Source organism: Nocardia sp. CDC153 (genome assembly GCF_035818515.1).
GTDB lineage: Bacteria > Actinomycetota > Actinomycetes > Mycobacteriales > Mycobacteriaceae > Nocardia.
In genome coordinates this window covers 198,714-216,018 of sequence record NZ_JAYKYU010000004.1, presented here as the reverse complement: position 1 = coordinate 216,018, position 17,305 = coordinate 198,714, and the positions used below count along the sequence as shown (strand labels likewise).

Sequence of the window (17,305 nt, the reverse complement as noted above, 5' to 3'; positions counted from 1 at the left end):
TCGGAAGGCTCTGGGTAGTGCCAGGTCCGCGTCGCATGATCGAACACGTCACGAAACGACGACGAAGGACGAAATACCGTGTACCACATCGCAGTCAGCTTCGAGGTTCCCGCCGAGCGTCGCGAGCAGTTCATTGCCGCCGCGCTCGAGGACGGCCGCAATTCCGCCGCCGACGAACCCGGCACCCGCCGCTTCGAACTGATCACCGACGCCGACAACCCGAACCGCTTCTACCTCAACGAGGCCTACGACGACGAGGCCGCCTTCGACGTCCACGCCAAGGGCCCGCACTTCGCGCGCTTCTTCGAGATCATCGAATCCTTCGCCGACGGCCCCACCTGGCTCATCAAGGGCACCCGAGTCGAGGACCCGCGGTCCTGAAGCCTCGCACCAAGGTCAGGGAGCTCTCAGCGCGGAGATTCGTCGAATCACCGCGAGGAGGGCTCCCTGACCTTGTTATGCCCCGGTGCGGGCGAGGAGGTCGGTGACGGGGTGGGTGTTGATGATTCGGTCGGCGGGGATGGCTAGGTCGAGGGCTCGTTGGGCGCCGTAGCCGAGGAAGTCGAGTTGGCCGGGGGCGTGGGCGTCGGTGTCGATGGAGAAGTCGCAGCCGATGTCGAAGGCCAGTTTCAGCAGGCGGGTGGGCGGGTCGCGGCGTTCGGGGCGGGAATTGATCTCGACGGCGGTGCCGTGGTCGCGGCAGGCGGTGAAGACCTCTTCGGCGTCGAAGCTCGATTCCGGGCGGGTGCCGCGATTGCCCTCGACGAGGCGGCCGGTGCAGTGGCCCAGGATGTCGACCCGGGCGTTGGAGACCGCGCGGACCATGCGCCTGGTCATGGCGGCGGGTTCCATCTTGAGTTTGGAGTGGACGCTGGCGACGACGATGTCGAGGCGGTCGAGCAGGTCCGGTTCCTGGTCGAGGGTGCCGTCGTCGAGGATGTCGACCTCGATGCCGGACAGAATGCGCATCGGGGCGAACTGCTCGCGGAGTTCGTCCAGGACATCGAGTTGTTGGCGTAACCGGTCGGGCGACAGACCGTTCGCGACCGTGAGGCGGGGTGAATGGTCGGTCAGCGCGCAGTATTCGTGGCCCAATGCCTTGGCGGCGGCCATCATTTCGGCGATGGGGGCTGAGCCGTCCGACCAGTTCGAGTGCAGATGCAGGTCTCCTTTGAGCGCGGCGCGCAATTCGCCGCCGCCCAGGTCCTTGGCCGAGGTGCGCAACTTGGTCAGGGCATCGGGTTCGCGACCGGACCAGGCCTGGGCGATCACCGCGGCGGTCTTGGGGCCGATACCGGGCAGCGACTGCCAATCATTGGCGCGGCCCAGTTGCTGGCGCTGCGCGTCGTCGAGTCGTTCGATGATGTCGGCGGCATTGCGGTAGGCCATCACCCGTCGGGGGTCCTCGCGGGCTCGGTCCTTGAAGAACGCGATCTGACGCAGAGCGACGACAGGGTCCATGCCACCAGTGTGCCCCCCGACGAACTATTCCACGGCCTTGGCAATGAACAGCAGCGAGACCACGACACCCGCCACCACCACAACCCCCAGGTGGCCCGCCGACCGACCGTAATCGAAGGTCGATCCCGCCACCACGATCGCGAGGATGAGAAAAAGTAGGCGCTTCACCGCTGACTCCCGACACTCGCCACCCACCGTAGAAGACCCGGATTCGCATGCGCCACAGGGCAATAGGGTACTGGCAGCGCAGAGGCGACAGCACGGCAGCGCTGGTTCGACACGGCCGGTTCTGGTTCGGCGGTTACCTTTTCACGCGCCCGTTCGTCATATAAGCGACGACCGAAACACCGAGGTCGCGGACACCGACGAATGGAGACCCTCGTGCTGACCAATGTTCTGTACGTGACCGTGTATGTCACCGATCAGGATCGCGCCCTGAAGTTCTATACCGACGGGCTCGGTCTGGAGAAGCATGCCGACCATTCCGGGCCGGACGGCCGATTTCTCACGGTCAAGACGCCCGGGAGCCCGATCGAGATCATCCTGTGGTCGCATGAATCCGCGGCGGGCCAACCGGTCGCGGCCGAAGAGATCGCCGCACCCGGGCCGATCATTCTCGAGTCCAAGAACCTGCGCCGCGATGTCGAGATCCTGCGCGAGCGCGGTGTCACCTTCCTCGAGGAGGCGCCGGTGGACTATCCGTTCGGGGTCCGGATCGAGGCGGTGGATCCCGATGGCAATCGAATCTCGCTGCGCCAGCAGCGCAATGGAAGGGGATGACATGCCGACCAGGCCGGGGAACCTGGTGACCGAGGCGTTCGAGGATCAGCGGGAGCGGCTGCGGGCGGTCGCCTTCCGCATGCTCGGCTCCCATGCCGACGCCGAGGACGTGGTCCAGGAAGCGTGGATGCGCTTGGCCCGCCACGACGGGTTGGCCATCGAGAATCTCACGGGGTGGCTGACCACGGTGGTCGGGCGAATCAGCTTGGATCTGTTGCGCTCTCGCAGCACGCGATCCGAATTGTCCTACGAGGAGGGGATATCCGACATCCTCATTGTCGACGACGCGCCCGAACCTCCCGACCATGTGGCACTGGCCGATTCGGTCGGCCTGGCGTTGCTGGTGGTGCTGGATTCGCTCGCGCCGAGTGAGCGGCTGGCGTTCGTCCTGCACGACATGTTCGGGGTGCCCTTCGCCGAAATCGGCCAGATCCTGGGCAAATCCCCCGATGCGACGAAGATGATCGCCAGCCGCGCCCGCCGCAAGGTGCGCTCCACCGACCGGCCGACGGGCTCCGGGCGTGAGCAACGCGAGGTGGCCCTTGCCTTCCGCCGCGCCGCGCTGCGCGGCGATTTCGAGGCATTGCTCCGCGTCCTCGATCCCGAGGTCAAACTGACGGTCGAGACCCCGAGCGGCAGCTTCGTCACCCTCGGCGCCACCGAGGTGGCCTCGCGCGCCCGCATGTTCTCCGGCGAGGTCTCGCACCACCAGCCGGTCCTGGTCGACGGTCTTCCCGGCTACCTCGCCTGGCGCGAAGACGGCACCCCGCTATCACTGAGCTCGTTCTCGGTCACCCACCACCGCATCACCGCCCTGACCATCATCGCCGACCCGGCCAGGCTCGCCGCGATGGATCTACCGGGGCGGCTCGGCTCCGCTTGACTTGAACCAATGTTGAGGTTGCAGGGTGGGGGCAGTGTTCGTTGACGAGGTGGAGGAGTTGTTGTGCGTGCCATTCGACTTCATGAGTTCGGGGCTGCGGAGAATCTGCGGTACGAGACGGTGGCGGATCCGGAGCCGGGTGCGGGGCAGGTGCGGATAGCGGTGGCGGCGGCGGGGGTACACCTGCTGGATACCGCACTGCGGCGCGGGGTCGCGGGCGGGCCGATGCCCTTGCCGAAGTTACCGACGATTCCCGGACGCGAGGTGGCGGGGACCGTCGACCGGGTCGGGGCCGGTGTCGAGGAGAGTTGGGTGGGTCGCCGGGTCGTCGCCCATATCGGGCAGGCGCCCGGCGGGTACGCCGAGCTGACGGTGACCGAAGCCGAACGGCTGCACGAGATTCCAGACGGGGTGGACGCGGGAGCCGCGGTCGCCATGATCGGGACGGGGCGAACGGCCCTGGGAATTCTCGGGTTCGCCGAGATCGGTCCGGAGACCGTGGCCATTGTGCCATCGGCGGCGGGTGGCATCGGGACCCTGCTGGTGCAGTATCTCGCCGCCGCCCGGGCGACCGTCATCGGGCTCGCGGGCGGGAAGGCCAAGGCCGACCAGGTCTTCGAGAACGGCGCGGATCTGGCGCTGGACTATCTGGATCCATCGTGGCCGGATGCCGTCCGGGCGCGGTACGGGGAGCGACCCGCCACCCTACTGTTCGACGGTGTCGGCGGTGAGATCGCCCGGGCCGGTGTCGATCTGCTCGGCAAGGGCGGCGTGCGGCTGGTGTTCGGCTGGTCCGGCGGCCAGGTCGAGTTCAACGAGCACGAGCTGGCGGAACGGGGTGTGACCTCACAGACGGTGCTGGGTGCGCAGATGCTGGAACGGGCGGGCGGCTTGCGCGCCTTGGAAACTCGCGCGCTCGCGGAAACCGCGGCCGGGCGACTACGCCCCGCGGTGCACCGCTTCCCGCTGGCGGAGGCCGCCGCGGCGCACCGTGCCCTCGAGCATCGGGAGACCACCGGGAAGGTGGTGCTAATCCCCTGACCGGCGGCCGAATCCGCGTTCCATGAACCGTTGTGCGGCGCCTCGGCGCAGATCCGTCCAGGCCTGGACCGGCCCGGTCCACCACGGCGAGATCTCGAGGGGCCGCGCGACGACGGCATGGCAGATGAGATTGGCGGCCTCGTCGGCGGTGAGGCCGGGAACGCCGGAGAAGTCGGTGGGTGCGCTCATGCGAGTGTGGACCAACGGCATGTACACCGAGGTGGTGGTGACGCCGTCGGCCGCGATCTCCGTGGCCACGGTCCGCAACCAGATGTCGAAGGCGCCCTTGGACGCACCGTAGGCCGACCAGCGTGGCGCGGGCGGCATGCGCAAACCCCAGGTGGAGATATTGACGATGTGCCCGCGGCCGCGTTCCCGCATGCTCGGCAGCAAGGTCAGCAGCAGGCGCACCGGGCCGAGATAGTTGACGTCGATGGTCCGGGTGAAATCGTGGAAGCGGTCATAGGATTCGTCCAGCGGTCGCCGAATCGAGTGGCCCGCGTTATTGACCACCACATCGACCCGGCCGTGCTCGGTCAGCAGGGCGCGGCCGAGCTTCTCGACCGCGTCGAATTCGGTGATGTCCGCGCTGTACACGAAGGCCGTGCCGCCCGCCTCCCGGATATCGGCGGCCACGGCGTCCAGATCCTCCTGTGAGCGCGCGACCAGCAGCACCGTCGCACCCGCCCCGGCCAGCTTCTTGGCCGCCGCCTTGCCGATGCCGTGGGAGGCGCCGGTCACCAACACCACCGCGTCGGAGACGGCCTCGCGCAAGGCTTTCGCCCGCGGACGGGAGGTCGGATAGAAGATCTTGGTCGCCACGCGTTCCGCCAACGGACGGCCATTGGACCCGGCCTGGTCGGCGGTGTTCGGGGCGTCGTGCTCGGCCACGGTTTCGAGGGTAGCCCCACCGCTGGTTCACGATCGAGGCTTGGCGAAGAAGGCCACCACCGCCATCCCGGCGAGCAGCACCGCGCCGGTCGTGGTCGCCACATGCATGCCGGTGACGAAGGATTCGCGCGCCGAGTCGATCAGCGCCGCATTGTCTCCCGCGTCATTGATGGTCTCCCCCAGCGTGGGCGCGAAGTTCCCGCCGGACCGGAACACCAGCGCGGCGAGGGAGCCCAGCAGCGCCAGACCCAGACCGTTGCCGAGTTCGAAGCTGGTCTCGGAGATGCCGACCGCCGACCCGGCCCGCTCCGGCGGCACCGAGGACACCGACACCTCGGAGACCAGCGTGAACGCGATACCGAAACCGATGCCCGCCACCACGGAACCCGCGATGTACCAACCGACTCCACCGTCCACCCCGACCCCGAGCAGCAGGAGGTTGCCCAGCGAGGCCATGCTCAAAGCCAGCACGAAGGTGGTCTTGGTGCCCAGCTTGCGTCCGATGCGCGCACCGCTCATGGAGAACACGAACACCACCACGGCACTCGGAATCCCGAGCAGCGCCGACTGCAGCGCGTCGCGGCCGGTCACCGATTGCAGGTACATGCTGGTCAGGTAGCTCATACCGGCCAGCGACAGCATGCCGACCGTACTGGAGCCGATCGCCACCGAGAACAGCCCGCGGCGGAACAGGCTCAGATCCAGCAGCGGTTCGGCCAGGTGCCGCTGGCGGCGGATGAACGCGGTCAGCAGCAGCACACCGATAATGCCGATGCCGATCGCGGGTAGGTCGAATCCCTCGGCCGCGCAATGCTTGATGGCGTAGATGATGGGCAGGATGCCGCCGATGGACAGCAGCACGCTCACCCAATCGAGGGGTCCGCGCCCGGCCGCGCGATGCTCGGGCAGCAGCAGCGGTCCGAAGACCAACAGCACCACCAGTACCGGCGTATTGATCAGGAACACCGAACCCCACCAGTAGTGGTGCAGCAGCACGCCGCCGATGATCGGCCCGACCGCCGACCCGCCCGCGAAGAACGCCGTCCACACGCCGATGGCGGTGGCCCGGGCCCGATCGTTGGGGAACAGCGTGGAGATCAGCGCCAGGCTCGATGGCAGCAGCGTCGCGCCGCCCACGCCCATGAGCGCCCGCGCCGCGATGAGCACGCCCGCGCTCGGGGCGAAAGCGGCCAGCACCGAGGCGATTCCGAACACGGTGGCACCGGCGAGCAGGATGTTGCGCCGCCCGATCCGGTCACCCAGATTGCCCATGGTGATGAGCAGGCCCGCGATCATGAACCCGTAGATGTCGAGGATCCAGAGCTGCTGCGTGGCAGACGGATCCAGGCTCTGGGTGAGCGTCGGCATGGCCAGGTACAGCACCGACATGTCCATCGAGACCAGCAGTACCGGCAGCAGCAGTACCGCCAGACCGGCCCAGGCACGGCGCGGCGTCTTCGCGTCGGGACGCGCGAGGGTACTCGTCATGACCTATCCTTCGGGCTGATCGCGGGCTGGAATCGAGATTCACGCGTACGACGTACGCGCAACAAGGGTACAGTGTACGCATAACCGGTGCGGGAAGGGAAGAATTCGTCCGATGACCGAGGCCAAGCTCACCCGGGCCGCCATTGTGGACACCGCCATCACGCTGGCCGACGAGTCCGGACTCGACGCCCTGTCCATGCGTCGCATCGCCGAGCGCATGAATGCCGGGGCCATGTCGCTCTACCGGCACGTCCCCAACAAGGACACACTGCTGGCCGCCATGACCGACGAGGTCTCCCGTCGCAATCCCTATCCCCCGGCCGACGGCCAGAACTGGACCTGGCGCGATCGCGTGCGCATTGCCGCCGAGGTGGATTGGCGGCTGTACCAGGAACATCCCTGGGTGCTGTTCACCTTCGCGGTCCCGCGCTACAACTTCGGCGAACACAGCCTCATCGTGCTGAGCTGGCTGGTCGAGGGCTTCACCGAACTCGGCGTGGACACCCGCGAGGCCACCCGCATGTCACTGTCGGTCTGGAGCTATATCGCCGGGGTCGCCCTGCAGGAGGTCAGCGCCCGACTGCTGCCGGGCCGCGACAGCAATGCCGACGAACGCTCCGGCCTCACCGCCCTCCTCGACGGCGATCCGCACTGGCCCACCCCCTCCGCCCTCGCTCCCCTCGAAGGCTCGGGCGACCTGACCCTTCTCACCCCCGAGCACCTCCTCGAATCCGGCCTCGCCGACCTCTGCGACGGCTTCGAGTCCCGCGCCGCCCGCTGATCGGCACCGATTCGTCACGCGCTCGGAGTCGTCCCGTCAGGCGTCGCCCGCAGCATTGCAGGCACTGCAAGTCCGCGCTCTATGCATGCATACGCCGCGTGCCGCGCCGATTGGATTGCACGACAGGCATTCTCGGTCCCACCCCGGCCGCGGCACCGCGCTGCCACGCAACGACGACCATGTCGCCTCTCCACGTCGCGGGCGTCGCATCGGCCAGAGATCCGGCCGGTACGAGCCGATCGATGCGGCCTCGCATCCGCCACAAGTCCAGCAGACGCGAGCCGATCGGCCAGGCCGCGGCCGTTCAGTTTCGGATGTCGCCGTCGAGGTAGACCCAGGCTCCTTGGTCGCGGCGGAAGCGACTGTTCTCGTGCAGCTCGCCCGCCGCGCCGTGGACCCGATAGTGGGCCCGGAATTCCACCGTGCCCTCGGTGTGGAAGGGTCCGCCGCCGGTCGCACCGAGGATTTCGAGCCGGTCCCAGTGCAGGGCCGGGTCGAAATCCACGTCGGCGGGCCGGGTTCGGGGGTCCCAGCTGCGCAGTAGATAGTCCTCGTCGTGCATGGCGAAGGCGCTGAAGCGCGATCGCATGAGCTGTTCGGCTGTGGTCGCCTGTGCCTCGCCCCGATGCAGCCGCCCGCAGCAGTCCGCGTAGGTCGCGGGCAGTCCGCACGGGCAATCCTGGGGAATCGGCTGGGCTCGGCGACGCTTCGACATGGCGCTAAGCGTAGAAGCTGCGCCCGCCGAGTCCGCCGGACACCGACCACACCTCGACGATCCGGCCGTTCTCGGCGCGCAGGATATCGGTCCCGCTCAGCTCGACCACCTTCTCACCGGGCCGGGTGATCGTCACGCCGTAGGGCTGGGCCACCAGCCCGGTGCCGGTCTCGTCCATGTCGATGACCGGCACGCCCTGCGGGGCGAACACCAGCCCGGGAATCTGCTTGTGGAACAGCTCGATCTGCTCGGCGAAGGCGGCCGGATCGTGAATGTCGTCGTAGACGCTGGCGCCCGGTTGTGCGTAGCGCAGCGTGAATTCCGGGGCCATGACGTCCTCGACCGGAAGTTCCCGGTTCCAGATGGCAGCCCAGCGTTCGTACAGCTCGATGCCGAAGTCCCGCATCGTCACTCCTATAGTCTCATTGATACTGTTACCCGGGCAACGGTATAGTCTCATTGATACCGTGTCAACCGGATGCGAGCGAAAGGGAGTGCGGCATGGCCGAACTCGGTCCCCAGGACCACATTGTGCTCGGGCTCATCGCCCGGCACGGGCCGCTGACCCCCTACGACCTGAAGGTCCGCCTGGAGGAGAGCGTCGACAAGTTCTGGCCCATCCCGCACGCGCAGCTCTACCGCGTGCCGCCGCGATTGGCCGAGCAGGGACTGCTGCGCGAGGAAGCCGAGGAAGGCGGACGCCGTCGCCGCGTCTTCCACCTCACCGAGGCGGGCCGGGCCGAACTCACCCGCTGGCTCGGCGACCCGACCGCACCCCAGCCGGAGACCCGCGACCCTGCGCAATTGAAGCTGTTCTTCGCCGATCTCGGCGCTCCCGGTGATGTGGTGGCCCTGGCCCGCAATCAGGCCGAGGAGCACCGCCGTTGGCTGGACCTGTATCGCGAGCTCTACGCCCAGATCGACCCGAACGACAGCGAGCGCGCGGTCTCGCGCGGCCGGGTCCTGCGCCTGGGCATCATGCACGAACAGGCGTATGTGGACTACTGGGAGGAACTAGCGGCGAATCCGGAGCAATCGCCCGGATCCTGAAACCGATTGCCCGACAGGACGCTACGATGCGCGCTCGACCGGCAGGGCCGGAACGATCGAGGCCGAGGTCGATACCTGGGCGCGCTGATCCTTGTCGGAGTCGACACTGTGTGAATGCTCGCCGCGATACATGACGACCGCGAGCACGCCGACCATCATGAACAGCGCGGCGACCGGAGCAACCACGAGGACGCCCTGACGAACCCGCTCGACGACACCCGGTTTCTCATTGGGCTCCCGGGGTGCCATGAAAGCGGGCGACGGGAAGGTCGGGCCGTACGGTTCGCTCATTGGTACGACCGTATTGACCCACTCGCCCAAATGCGAGGCAATCATTCAGCAAACAACGCGAATCGGGTGGGCTGGACACGATATGCCCAGCTCACCCCGCGTGAGTGACGTCCGACTCAGTCGTCGTCGCCCACGACAACCGCGTAGATGAATCCGTCCCAGCCCTTGCTGCCCACGGTCTGCAACACGGTCCCGTCCAATCGCGGCTCGGCGCCGATCAATTCGATGACCTCCCGGCTGGCCCGCACCGCCGCATCGCGCGAATCCGCGTCCGCGATACCGCCATTGCGCACCACATTGTCGACGATGATCACCGACCCGGGCCGCGTCAGCCGCAATGCCCACCGCACGTAATTCGAGTTGTTGACCTTGTCGGCGTCGATGAACACCAGATCGAACGGCTCGGGCCCCTCTTCGGCGAGCACCGGCAGCGAATCCAGTGCCGCGCCCACGCGGATCTCCACCCGCTCACCCACACCCGCCCGGTCCAGATTCTCCCGAGCCACTTCCGCGTGCTTCGGCTCGAATTCGAGCGTCACCACCTGGCCGGACTTCCCCACCGCCCGAGCCAACCACGTCGTGCTGTACCCGCCCAGCGTGCCGATCTCCAGCACCCGCCGCGCCCGCGCGGACGTGGCGATCAAATACAGAAACTTGCCCTGCGGCGGCGACACATCGATGGCGGGCAACCCCGCCGCCGCATTGGCGTCCAGCGTGGCCGAATCCCCGTGCCCCACGAGGGTTTCGACCAGATAGCGATCAACTTCGGCCCAGTCGGCAGTCGTCATGACGCCGAGTCTGCCACCGCTGTGCCTCCGCTCCCACCATTGCGCTCACGGCGAGAGATTCGGCACAGCGCCCGCCCCGGCGGCATCGAGGCTCAGAACAGGAAATAGCGCTGTGCCATGGGGAGTTCGGTGGCTGGCTGTTCGGCCCAGACCTCGCCGTCGATGCGGACGGTGAAGGTGTCGGGCTCGACTTCGATGCGCGGCATGGCCTCGTTGTTGGGCAGGTCGGCCTTGGTGCGTCGGCGAACATTGGCCACGGGGACCAGCTTTCGATTCACGCGCAGGCGATCGGCCAGGCCGTCCTCGATGGCCTGTTCGGAGACGAAGTGCAGGGAGGTGCCCGCCGCGACGCTCGGCGCGGCACCGAACATGGGCCGCGGCAGCACCGGCTGCGGGGTGGGAATCGAGGCGTTGGCGTCGCCCATGGCGGCCCAGGCGATCGCGCCGCCCTTGAGGACCGCGTGCGGGCGCACACCGAAGAAGGCGGGCTCCCACAGCACTAGATCGGCGAGCTTGCCGACCTCGACGGACCCGATCTCCGCGTCCAGCCCGTGCGTAACCGCCGGGCAGATGGTGTATTTCGCGACGTAGCGCCGCACCCGATTGTTGTCGGCGGCACCGTCGCCGGGCAGCGCGCCGCGGCGGCGCTTCATGACGTGGGCGGTCTGCCAGGTGCGCATGACCACCTCGCCGATGCGGCCCATGGCCTGCGCGTCGGAGCCGATCATGGAGATCGCGCCCAGATCGTGCAGCAGATCCTCGGCGGCAATCGTCGAGGGCCGAATCCGGCTCTCCGCGAAGGCGAGATCCTCCGGGATGGACGGGCTCAGGTGATGGCACACCATGAGCATGTCCAGATGCTCGTCGAGGGTGTTGACGGTGTGCGGTCGGGTCGGATTGGTGGAACTGGGCAGCACATTGAGATGCGAGGCGACGGTGATGATGTCGGGCGCGTGGCCGCCGCCCGCGCCCTCGGTGTGATACGAGTGGATGGCCCGACCGCGAATGGCGGCCAGCGTGTCCTCCACGAATCCGGCCTCGTTCAACGTGTCCGAGTGCAACGCCACCTGCACGCCCGAGGCGTCGGCGACATTCAGGCAGTGGTCGATGGCGGCCGGGGTGGTGCCCCAGTCCTCGTGCAGCTTGAAACCGCCCGCGCCGCCGCGCAATTGCTCCCACAGTGCGTCCTCGCGCACCGTGTTGCCCTTGCCCAGCAGCAGGATGTTCACCGGCCAGGCATCGGTGGCCTCCAGCATGCGCGCCAGATGCCACGCGCCCGGGGTGACGGTGGTGGCCTTGGAGCCCTCGGCGGGGCCGGTGCCGCCGCCGATGAGGGTGGTGATGCCGCCCGCCATGGCCTCGTCGAGGATCTGCGGGCAGATGAAGTGCACGTGGCAGTCGATCGCGCCCGCGGTGACGATGCGGCCATTGCCCGCGATGATCTCGGTCGAGGGCCCGACCACGAGATCCGGGTGCACGCCACTCATGGTGTCCGGATTACCGGCCTTGCCGATGGCGGTGATGCGACCGTCGCGAATGCCGATGTCGGCCTTGATGATTCCCCAGTGATCGACGATCACCACGCCGGTGATGACGGTGTCGGGGGTGCCCTCGGCGCGGGTGGCGCGGGCCTGGCCCATGGATTCGCGCAGCACCTTGCCGCCGCCGAAGACGGCCTCGTCACCGGCGAGACCCGGTCCGCCGCAACGGTCCTCGGTGATCTCGATCAGCAGGTCGGTGTCCGCCAGGCGGATACGGTCGCCGACGGTGGGCCCGAACAGCTCGGCGTAGCGGGCGCGACTCAGTTCACTCATAGCGTGCCGTCCATGATTCCGCGTTCGGTGGATGCCGACCAACCGGGCGGCGGTGGGATGTCCAGGGGCCCGGGGGCATTGAGGCTGATGCCGTAGACCTCCCGGGTGCCGCCCAGCGGGACCAGCGAAACCCGCTGGGCCAGACCGGGTTCGAAGCGCACCGCGGTCCCGGCGGGAATATCGAGGCGGCGGCCGTGCGCGGCCTCCCGATCGAAGTCGAGCGCGGAGTTGGCCTGCGGAAAGTGCACGTGCGAGCCGACCTGGACGGGCCGGTCGCCGGTATTGACCACATCCAGTTCGATGCGGTCCGCCCCCTCGTTGAGGCTGATCGTGCCCTCGGCACAGAGGTATTCGCCAGGCACAACCGGAGCTTGCGGAGGTTGCATTGGGTTCGGCATGCGCGTCATCCGATCGGGTGGTGGACGGTGACGAGCTTGGTGCCGTCGGGGAAGGTGGCCTCCACCTGGACGTCGTGGATCATCTCCGGGATGCCGTCCATGACGTCGTCGCGGGTGAGCACGGTGCGACCCGAGGCCATCAGCTCGGCGACGGTGCGCCCGTCGCGCGCACCCTCCAGCACGTGATCGGTGATGATCGCGATCGCCTCGGGGTGATTGAGTTTGAGTCCGCGAGCCTGTCGCCGCCGGGCCAGTTCGGCCGCGTAACTCAGCAGCAGGCGCTCCTGCTCGTGCGGCGACAATCGCATTCGGACTCCTCGTGCAATCGCGGGGACGGATCGTCGGCCATTCTGGCACGACCCGCGTTACCAGCATGTTTCGACGGCAGCAGACCTTTCGGTTCGCCCGATTTCAGTTCTGCGCGTACAGGTTCTGCAGTCGCACCTGACCGCGCGCCACCGTGCGCCCCTGCTCGTCGGTGATCACCACGACCCACAGCTGCTGCGAGCGCCCGCGGTGAATCGGCGTCGACACACCGGTGAGCTTGCCCTCGCGCACCGCGCGCAGGAAATCGGTGTTGTTGTTCACGCCGACAACGGTTCCGCGCTCCCCCAGCCACGCGCCCGCCGCCACACTGGCGAGGGTCTCGATGACCGTGCAGTACACGCCGCCGTTCACGATTCCGGCCGGTTGGAACTGCTGCGGCGTCACCACCCACTCGGCCGTCACCCCGTCGCCGCTCAGCTCGGTGAACTTCAGTCCGAGCAGATCGGTGAACGTCCCTTCGCTGAGCTTGTTCATCAACTCGGGCGTCACATCGGCCAGAGACTTGACCGCGGAGAAGTCGTCACTCATGACTCCACGTTCGCACGCGGGATCTTGATACGAAGCGGCGGGCTCCCCCAATAGGGGAAGCCCGCCGCGGCAGTGGACCGGGGATCACGGCAGCCCTCCGGATACTCGCTCGGCCCTGACGCCGATCACGAGTGTAGGTCAGGCTTACCTAACAAATCAAGCGACAGCGCGGAATCGACTCAGTAGGGTGTCCACGACCCCAACCCTCCGCTGAGGGCGAGAACCTTACGGCGACCACGGCAGGACCTTGCCGGCTCGGACGAGCTGGCCGTAATGGGTCGGGTCGATCGGATCGAGGGCCAGGTTCAGTGGGGCGACGGCGGCTTGCGCGGGGGTCGGCGCGTCCGCGACGTTCCACCACAGGGCCGAGGTGGGGGTGTTGATCATGCCGGGGCATAGGGCGGCCAGGAGAATGCCTCGGGCGCGATCGGATTCGTGGCGCTGGGCGGCCAAGGCGCGGACGGCCGCGACCTGGGCGATCTTGGAGGGGATATTGACGAAGCCGGGCCAGTGTCCCGAGCGGGCGGTGCCGTCGGCCACCGCATCGCGCCACGCCGCCGTCTGGCGGTCCACCTCGTCGAGGGAGTCGAGGCCGTCGAATCGGTCGTGCAGGACGGGGGCCAGATAGTGGAGGGTGCCCAGCGTGCTCGCGACGATGAGCAGCCGGGCGTGGTCGCGCAGGATCGGGGCGAAGGCGCGCAGCAGCCGGGTGGTGCCGAAGTTGTTGACCTCCACGTACTCTCCGATGATCTGGCGTGGGTCGTCGTCGGGGCCGACGCGGTGGTAGGCGTTGCCGAAGACGATGTCCACGCCGCCGTGACGGGACTTCAGCTGTGCGGCAAGGCGTTCCGCGGCCGTCGGGTCGGCGACATCGAAGACCTCACCCCGGACCCGGGCCCCGCCCGCGGGCAGCGCGGCGACCGCCTCGGTGACGCGGGTCAGATCGCGACCGGTGAGGTAGACGACGTCGTCGGGGCCCAGGCGTTGGGCGAGCCCCTCGGCGAGGGCCAGTCCCAGGCCCTGGGTGGCTCCGGTGACGAGTGCGACCCTGGTCATCGCGGGCCTCCGATCATGGGGTACGACAAGCTCATTCCCTCACGCTAGGAGTCCCCGAGCCATGTGGGCAGCGAGAGATCATCACGGGTGGTATGCGTAATTGTCATGGCCTTCAACGATGCGTCCCTGACCGCGCTGCGCGTGTTCCGCGAAGTGGCGGAACGGGGCACCCTCACCGCGGCGGCCGCGGCGCTCGGCTATACCCAGTCGGCGGTGTCGCGGCAGATCGCGGCCTTGGAACGGGCGGCCGGGACACCGTTGATGGAACGACGGCACGATGGGGTGCGGCTGACGCCCGCGGGGCGGATCGTGGCGCGGCGGGCGTCGGCGGTGGTCGACCAGATCGACGCCACCGCAAGAGAATTGGCGGGCATTCCCGAGGACCGGGCGACCGTGCGGCTGGGTTGGTTCGCCAGCGCCGGGGCCGCGCTGGTGCCGCCTACGCTGGCCCGACTGCGGCAGACCCACCCCGGCATCACCGTCATCGGCCGCGAGGGCGCGACGCCCGCGCTGGTGCGGGCCCTGCGGGCCGGCACCCTCGATCTGGCGCTGGTCTCGTCCGTGCCGCCCTACCGGCCCCTCGATGCCGAGACCCCGGCGCTGCGGGTGCAGGTGCTGATCGAGCGCAGCCTGCGCGTCGCCGTGCCGTCGGATCATCCCCTGGCGCGCGGCGAGCACATCGATGTCGTCGATCTGCGCGGCCAATCCTGGATCGCCGGACCGGGCGACGACACGTCGATGGGCGTCTGGCCGGGCCTCGACGAACGTCCGGTCATCGCCCACACCGTGCGCGATTGGCTGGCGAAACTCCGCCTGGTCGCGGCCGGATGCGGAATCACCACGATCCCGGCCAGTCTCGTCCCGGCGTGCCCGCCCGGCGTCCGAGTCCTGCCGGTGCGCGGTGGACCGTCCGAGCATCGCCGCCTGCTGCTGGCGCGGCTGCCCGGACCGCTCCCCGAGCCGGTGGCCCGCGTGGCCGACACGCTTCGCACCCTGGCGGTCGAAGCCGTGCGGGACGCGAACGACTGAGCGGCTATGTTGGAGAGGATCGATGCTGGCCGGTGCTGTATCCCCCTGAAGGAGCAAGCGTGCGAGCAGGAATCGTTCTTCCCGTACTGGCGGTCCTGCTGCTCGGCGGGTGCGACTCGTCCACGGACACGCCCGCGTCGAAACCGGATTCGCCCGGGACGCTGGTGACCAAACGGGCGCTGACCGGGATGGATCCGGCGCTCAGCGCCGCGGCGTCCTCCGCCACCTACATCCGCTACCAATCGACCTCTCCGGCCGGAAAGCCGATCGAGGTGTCGGGCGCGGTGTTCCTGCCGCAGGGTCAGGCGCCGAGCGGCGGCTGGCCCGTGATCGCCTTCGCGCACGGCACTTCCGGTGTGGTGAGCGCGTGCGCGCCGACGAATTCGCCGACGCTGTTCGGGTCCGCGCCCGCGGTCGAACAGCTGCTGGCGGGGCATCGCGCGGTGGTCATGACCAACTATCAGGGTCTCGACGGCCCGGGCGACGCTCCGTATTTGGACACGCCGTCGTCCGGTTACGACGTGCTCGATTCGGTCCGTGCCGCGCATGCCACCGGTCTGCCGCTGGCCTCGGATACCGTGCTGGTCGGCGCTTCTCAGGGTGGGCGCGCCGCCGAATCGGCCGCCGAGACCGCGAAAGCCTATGCGCCGGAATTGCATATCCACGGCGTTGTCCTGCTCTCCCCCGCCCTGGAACTGCAATTCGCCGATACCGTCACCGATCACAGCCTCAACACCCCGGACCAGTACTTGATCCTGCCGTATCTCGTTGCAGCCGTGCGCTACTCACACCCGGACTACGCCTACGACCAGGTGATCCACGGTGATCTGCTCACCATCGCACCGCGCGTGGAATCCCAGTGCACCGGTCAGGTGACATCCGAGGAACTCTCGGTCGCCATGGCGGGCACGCCCGACGAGGTCCACTTCGTGGACGAGGCCGCGGCCCAGCCGTTCAACGATCTGCAGACCCGCACCAACCTGCCGAAGACCGCGACCAAATTCCACACCTACATCGCCCGCGGCGACGCCGACAAACTGGTCGACACCGCCTGGTCCAATGCCGCTGTCACCGACATGTGCACCCTCGGCACCCCGGTGCACGATCTGGTCGTGCCCGGCGGCCACGACGCACCGACCGCCGTGGCCGACCAATGGCTCGGCTGGATATCGGACCTGTTCGCCGACAAGCCATTCCAGTCGACGTGCCCCTACTGAGTTATCAGCGCAGGCAGGCCCGGCGGACCGGTAGACCGCGATCCTCGAACGCGGCCAGCATGGCCTGGCCGCGACGCGCGCCCTCCGAAGAGGAGGTGCGCGACAGCGCCGGGACATAGGTGGCCGCCCCGACCACGGATTCGGCGACCAGAGACCAGAAGCGGCGCACACCCAAGCCCGCGCAGCGGGTCATGGCCTCCTGGACCAGGGTGAGCGCGGGAATGCAGCGGTGCGCGAGCCAGACGTAGAGGGCGGCCTCGCAGGGCAGCGCCACCACCCCGGCCTGCCCGGCCAGCAGGTCGCCGTCGACCACGCGAATCGTGGTGTCGGACAGACCCGCCCAGTCGATGCCGCCGTCATTGTCGGTGTGGATCCACAGGTTCTCCAGGCCCGGATCCCAGGCCCGCCCCTCCGACACCACCATGGCCAGCACGCGCCCGACCACCGCGTGGATGAGAGCGGTGGCGACCACCTCGGCGGCGATATCGGCATTGCTCATCTCCGCCGCGTGCCGGCGGTACATCACCTCGATGCGACCCTCGCGGATCCCGTCGGCGAGCCGCCACCACCGGCGTTTGCCCTGATCAGCCATGGCCGCGACGGCGTAGACGCGCGGGTGTTCGGGTTGCAGGGCGCGCAGGCGGTTGCAGGCCAACCCGAAGGCGAGCCTGGAATCGCGCGGCGGGCACACGGTTACGGGTTCGAGCATCGAACCTCCTCATTCATCGACTGTTCGGCCAATGCCTGGGCCTGTTCGGCCAAGGCGT

22 protein-coding genes are annotated in these 17,305 nt (G+C 68.3%); 8 read left to right on the top strand and 14 right to left on the bottom strand.

What is annotated here, in order from left to right; all coding sequences use genetic code 11:
• Window positions 1-78: 78 nt before the first annotated feature.
• The gene (locus VMT65_RS23520) at window positions 79-381 is read left to right on the top strand and encodes a putative quinol monooxygenase (RefSeq protein ID WP_326310545.1); all 303 of its coding nucleotides are present in this window, start codon (window positions 79-81) and stop codon (window positions 379-381) included.
• Between the two features lie 75 nt (window positions 382-456).
• On the opposite strand, the gene VMT65_RS23515 is transcribed toward VMT65_RS23520, so the two are convergent.
• Complete coding sequence (locus tag VMT65_RS23515) at window positions 457-1,461, bottom strand: PHP domain-containing protein (protein ID WP_326310544.1); 1,005 nt, start codon at window positions 1,459-1,461, stop codon at window positions 457-459.
• Between the two features lie 24 nt (window positions 1,462-1,485).
• On the bottom strand, window positions 1,486-1,629 hold the full coding sequence (locus VMT65_RS23510; RefSeq protein WP_326310543.1) for a hypothetical protein: 144 nt from the start codon (window positions 1,627-1,629) through the stop codon (window positions 1,486-1,488).
• 213 nt (window positions 1,630-1,842) lie between these two features.
• Here VMT65_RS23510 and VMT65_RS23505 point away from each other — a divergent pair, with 213 nt between their 5' ends.
• The 3 genes from VMT65_RS23505 (at window position 1,843) to VMT65_RS23495 (ending at window position 4,165) form a co-directional block, all read left to right on the top strand.
• Window positions 1,843-2,241 carry a VOC family protein gene (locus VMT65_RS23505; RefSeq protein ID WP_326310542.1) on the top strand — a complete coding sequence of 133 codons (399 nt, stop codon included), beginning with the start codon at window positions 1,843-1,845 and terminating at the stop codon, window positions 2,239-2,241.
• Window position 2,242: 1 nt separating this feature from the next.
• Window positions 2,243-3,124 (top strand): sigma-70 family RNA polymerase sigma factor, encoded by an 882-nt coding sequence (locus tag VMT65_RS23500; RefSeq protein WP_326310540.1) that lies wholly within the window; start codon window positions 2,243-2,245, stop codon window positions 3,122-3,124.
• Window positions 3,125-3,187: 63 nt separating this feature from the next.
• On the top strand, window positions 3,188-4,165 hold the full coding sequence (locus tag VMT65_RS23495) for a zinc-binding dehydrogenase (RefSeq protein WP_326310539.1): 978 nt from the start codon (window positions 3,188-3,190) through the stop codon (window positions 4,163-4,165).
• Here VMT65_RS23495 and VMT65_RS23490 read toward each other — a convergent pair.
• Together VMT65_RS23490 and VMT65_RS23485 are read right to left on the bottom strand one after the other, a co-directional pair.
• The gene (locus VMT65_RS23490) at window positions 4,154-5,056 is read right to left on the bottom strand and encodes an SDR family NAD(P)-dependent oxidoreductase (RefSeq protein ID WP_326310538.1); all 903 of its coding nucleotides are present in this window, start codon (window positions 5,054-5,056) and stop codon (window positions 4,154-4,156) included. The two genes, VMT65_RS23495 and VMT65_RS23490, sit on opposite strands and share 12 nt — an antisense overlap.
• A gap of 27 nt (window positions 5,057-5,083) precedes the next feature.
• Window positions 5,084-6,544 carry an MFS transporter gene (locus VMT65_RS23485; protein ID WP_326310537.1) on the bottom strand — a complete coding sequence of 487 codons (1,461 nt, stop codon included), beginning with the start codon at window positions 6,542-6,544 and terminating at the stop codon, window positions 5,084-5,086.
• A 112-nt stretch (window positions 6,545-6,656) separates the two neighbouring features.
• On the opposite strand from VMT65_RS23485, the gene VMT65_RS23480 reads away from it, so the two are divergent.
• On the top strand, window positions 6,657-7,325 hold the full coding sequence (locus VMT65_RS23480) for a TetR/AcrR family transcriptional regulator (protein ID WP_326310536.1): 669 nt from the start codon (window positions 6,657-6,659) through the stop codon (window positions 7,323-7,325).
• A 304-nt stretch (window positions 7,326-7,629) separates the two neighbouring features.
• Here the strand turns inward: VMT65_RS23480 and VMT65_RS23475 are convergent, their stop codons facing one another.
• Together VMT65_RS23475 and VMT65_RS23470 are read right to left on the bottom strand one after the other, a co-directional pair.
• The gene (locus VMT65_RS23475; protein ID WP_326310535.1) at window positions 7,630-8,040 is read right to left on the bottom strand and encodes a YchJ family protein; all 411 of its coding nucleotides are present in this window, start codon (window positions 8,038-8,040) and stop codon (window positions 7,630-7,632) included.
• A 4-nt stretch (window positions 8,041-8,044) separates the two neighbouring features.
• Window positions 8,045-8,446, bottom strand: coding sequence for a nuclear transport factor 2 family protein (locus VMT65_RS23470; RefSeq protein ID WP_326311172.1), 402 nt, complete (start codon window positions 8,444-8,446; stop codon window positions 8,045-8,047).
• A 95-nt stretch (window positions 8,447-8,541) separates the two neighbouring features.
• On the opposite strand from VMT65_RS23470, the gene VMT65_RS23465 reads away from it, so the two are divergent.
• Window positions 8,542-9,090, top strand: a complete 549-nt coding sequence (locus VMT65_RS23465) for a PadR family transcriptional regulator (protein WP_326310534.1) — start codon at window positions 8,542-8,544, stop codon at window positions 9,088-9,090.
• 21 nt (window positions 9,091-9,111) lie between these two features.
• On the opposite strand, the gene VMT65_RS23460 is transcribed toward VMT65_RS23465, so the two are convergent.
• The 7 genes from VMT65_RS23460 to VMT65_RS23430 all read right to left on the bottom strand — a co-directional run bounded on the left by VMT65_RS23460 (window position 9,112) and on the right by VMT65_RS23430 (window position 14,292).
• Window positions 9,112-9,381: a hypothetical protein gene (locus VMT65_RS23460; protein ID WP_326310533.1), complete on the bottom strand. Its 270-nt coding sequence runs from the start codon at window positions 9,379-9,381 to the stop codon at window positions 9,112-9,114.
• Window positions 9,382-9,497: 116 nt separating this feature from the next.
• Window positions 9,498-10,169, bottom strand: coding sequence for an O-methyltransferase (locus VMT65_RS23455; protein ID WP_326310531.1), 672 nt, complete (start codon window positions 10,167-10,169; stop codon window positions 9,498-9,500).
• A gap of 92 nt (window positions 10,170-10,261) precedes the next feature.
• Window positions 10,262-11,983 (bottom strand): urease subunit alpha, encoded by a 1,722-nt coding sequence (locus VMT65_RS23450; RefSeq protein ID WP_326310530.1) that lies wholly within the window; start codon window positions 11,981-11,983, stop codon window positions 10,262-10,264.
• Window positions 11,980-12,369, bottom strand: a complete 390-nt coding sequence (locus tag VMT65_RS23445; RefSeq protein WP_326310529.1) for an urease subunit beta — start codon at window positions 12,367-12,369, stop codon at window positions 11,980-11,982. The genes VMT65_RS23450 and VMT65_RS23445 overlap by 4 nt, the downstream gene beginning before the upstream one ends.
• A 17-nt stretch (window positions 12,370-12,386) precedes the next feature.
• Entirely contained in the window at window positions 12,387-12,689 is a 303-nt protein-coding gene (locus VMT65_RS23440; RefSeq protein ID WP_326310528.1) for an urease subunit gamma, read from the bottom strand.
• A gap of 103 nt (window positions 12,690-12,792) precedes the next feature.
• Window positions 12,793-13,236 carry a PaaI family thioesterase gene (locus tag VMT65_RS23435; protein WP_326310527.1) on the bottom strand — a complete coding sequence of 148 codons (444 nt, stop codon included), beginning with the start codon at window positions 13,234-13,236 and terminating at the stop codon, window positions 12,793-12,795.
• 225 nt (window positions 13,237-13,461) lie between these two features.
• A complete protein-coding gene (locus VMT65_RS23430; RefSeq protein WP_326310526.1) occupies window positions 13,462-14,292 on the bottom strand; it encodes an SDR family NAD(P)-dependent oxidoreductase in 831 nt (276 codons plus the stop codon).
• A gap of 105 nt (window positions 14,293-14,397) precedes the next feature.
• Here VMT65_RS23430 and VMT65_RS23425 point away from each other — a divergent pair, with 105 nt between their 5' ends.
• Window positions 14,398-15,321, top strand: a complete 924-nt coding sequence (locus VMT65_RS23425) for a LysR family transcriptional regulator (RefSeq protein ID WP_326310525.1) — start codon at window positions 14,398-14,400, stop codon at window positions 15,319-15,321.
• A 59-nt stretch (window positions 15,322-15,380) separates the two neighbouring features.
• Window positions 15,381-16,538 carry a lipase family protein gene (locus tag VMT65_RS23420; protein ID WP_326310524.1) on the top strand — a complete coding sequence of 386 codons (1,158 nt, stop codon included), beginning with the start codon at window positions 15,381-15,383 and terminating at the stop codon, window positions 16,536-16,538.
• A 4-nt stretch (window positions 16,539-16,542) separates the two neighbouring features.
• Here the strand turns inward: VMT65_RS23420 and VMT65_RS23415 are convergent, their stop codons facing one another.
• Window positions 16,543-17,247: a hypothetical protein gene (locus VMT65_RS23415; RefSeq protein ID WP_326310522.1), complete on the bottom strand. Its 705-nt coding sequence runs from the start codon at window positions 17,245-17,247 to the stop codon at window positions 16,543-16,545.
• Window positions 17,248-17,305 lie beyond the last annotated feature (58 nt).

Excerpts from the sequence above, each read along its gene's own strand:
- VMT65_RS23515 (WP_326310544.1), bottom strand. The coding sequence starts at position 1,461 with ATGGACCCTGTCGTCGCTCTGCGTCAGATCGCGTTCTTCAAGGACCGA.
- VMT65_RS23500 (WP_326310540.1), top strand. The coding sequence starts at position 2,243 with ATGCCGACCAGGCCGGGGAACCTGGTGACCGAGGCGTTCGAGGATCAG.
- VMT65_RS23485 (WP_326310537.1), bottom strand. The coding sequence starts at position 6,544 with ATGACGAGTACCCTCGCGCGTCCCGACGCGAAGACGCCGCGCCGTGCC.
- VMT65_RS23480 (WP_326310536.1), top strand. The coding sequence starts at position 6,657 with ATGACCGAGGCCAAGCTCACCCGGGCCGCCATTGTGGACACCGCCATC.
- VMT65_RS23475 (WP_326310535.1), bottom strand. The coding sequence starts at position 8,040 with ATGTCGAAGCGTCGCCGAGCCCAGCCGATTCCCCAGGATTGCCCGTGC.
- VMT65_RS23470 (WP_326311172.1), bottom strand. The coding sequence starts at position 8,446 with ATGCGGGACTTCGGCATCGAGCTGTACGAACGCTGGGCTGCCATCTGG.
- VMT65_RS23465 (WP_326310534.1), top strand. The coding sequence starts at position 8,542 with ATGGCCGAACTCGGTCCCCAGGACCACATTGTGCTCGGGCTCATCGCC.
- VMT65_RS23460 (WP_326310533.1), bottom strand. The coding sequence starts at position 9,381 with ATGAGCGAACCGTACGGCCCGACCTTCCCGTCGCCCGCTTTCATGGCA.
- VMT65_RS23455 (WP_326310531.1), bottom strand. The coding sequence starts at position 10,169 with ATGACGACTGCCGACTGGGCCGAAGTTGATCGCTATCTGGTCGAAACC.
- VMT65_RS23450 (WP_326310530.1), bottom strand. The coding sequence starts at position 11,983 with ATGAGTGAACTGAGTCGCGCCCGCTACGCCGAGCTGTTCGGGCCCACC.
- VMT65_RS23445 (WP_326310529.1), bottom strand. The coding sequence starts at position 12,369 with ATGCAACCTCCGCAAGCTCCGGTTGTGCCTGGCGAATACCTCTGTGCC.
- VMT65_RS23440 (WP_326310528.1), bottom strand. The coding sequence starts at position 12,689 with ATGCGATTGTCGCCGCACGAGCAGGAGCGCCTGCTGCTGAGTTACGCG.
- VMT65_RS23435 (WP_326310527.1), bottom strand. The coding sequence starts at position 13,236 with ATGAGTGACGACTTCTCCGCGGTCAAGTCTCTGGCCGATGTGACGCCC.
- VMT65_RS23430 (WP_326310526.1), bottom strand. The coding sequence starts at position 14,292 with ATGACCAGGGTCGCACTCGTCACCGGAGCCACCCAGGGCCTGGGACTG.
- VMT65_RS23425 (WP_326310525.1), top strand. The coding sequence starts at position 14,398 with ATGGCCTTCAACGATGCGTCCCTGACCGCGCTGCGCGTGTTCCGCGAA.
- VMT65_RS23415 (WP_326310522.1), bottom strand. The coding sequence starts at position 17,247 with ATGCTCGAACCCGTAACCGTGTGCCCGCCGCGCGATTCCAGGCTCGCC.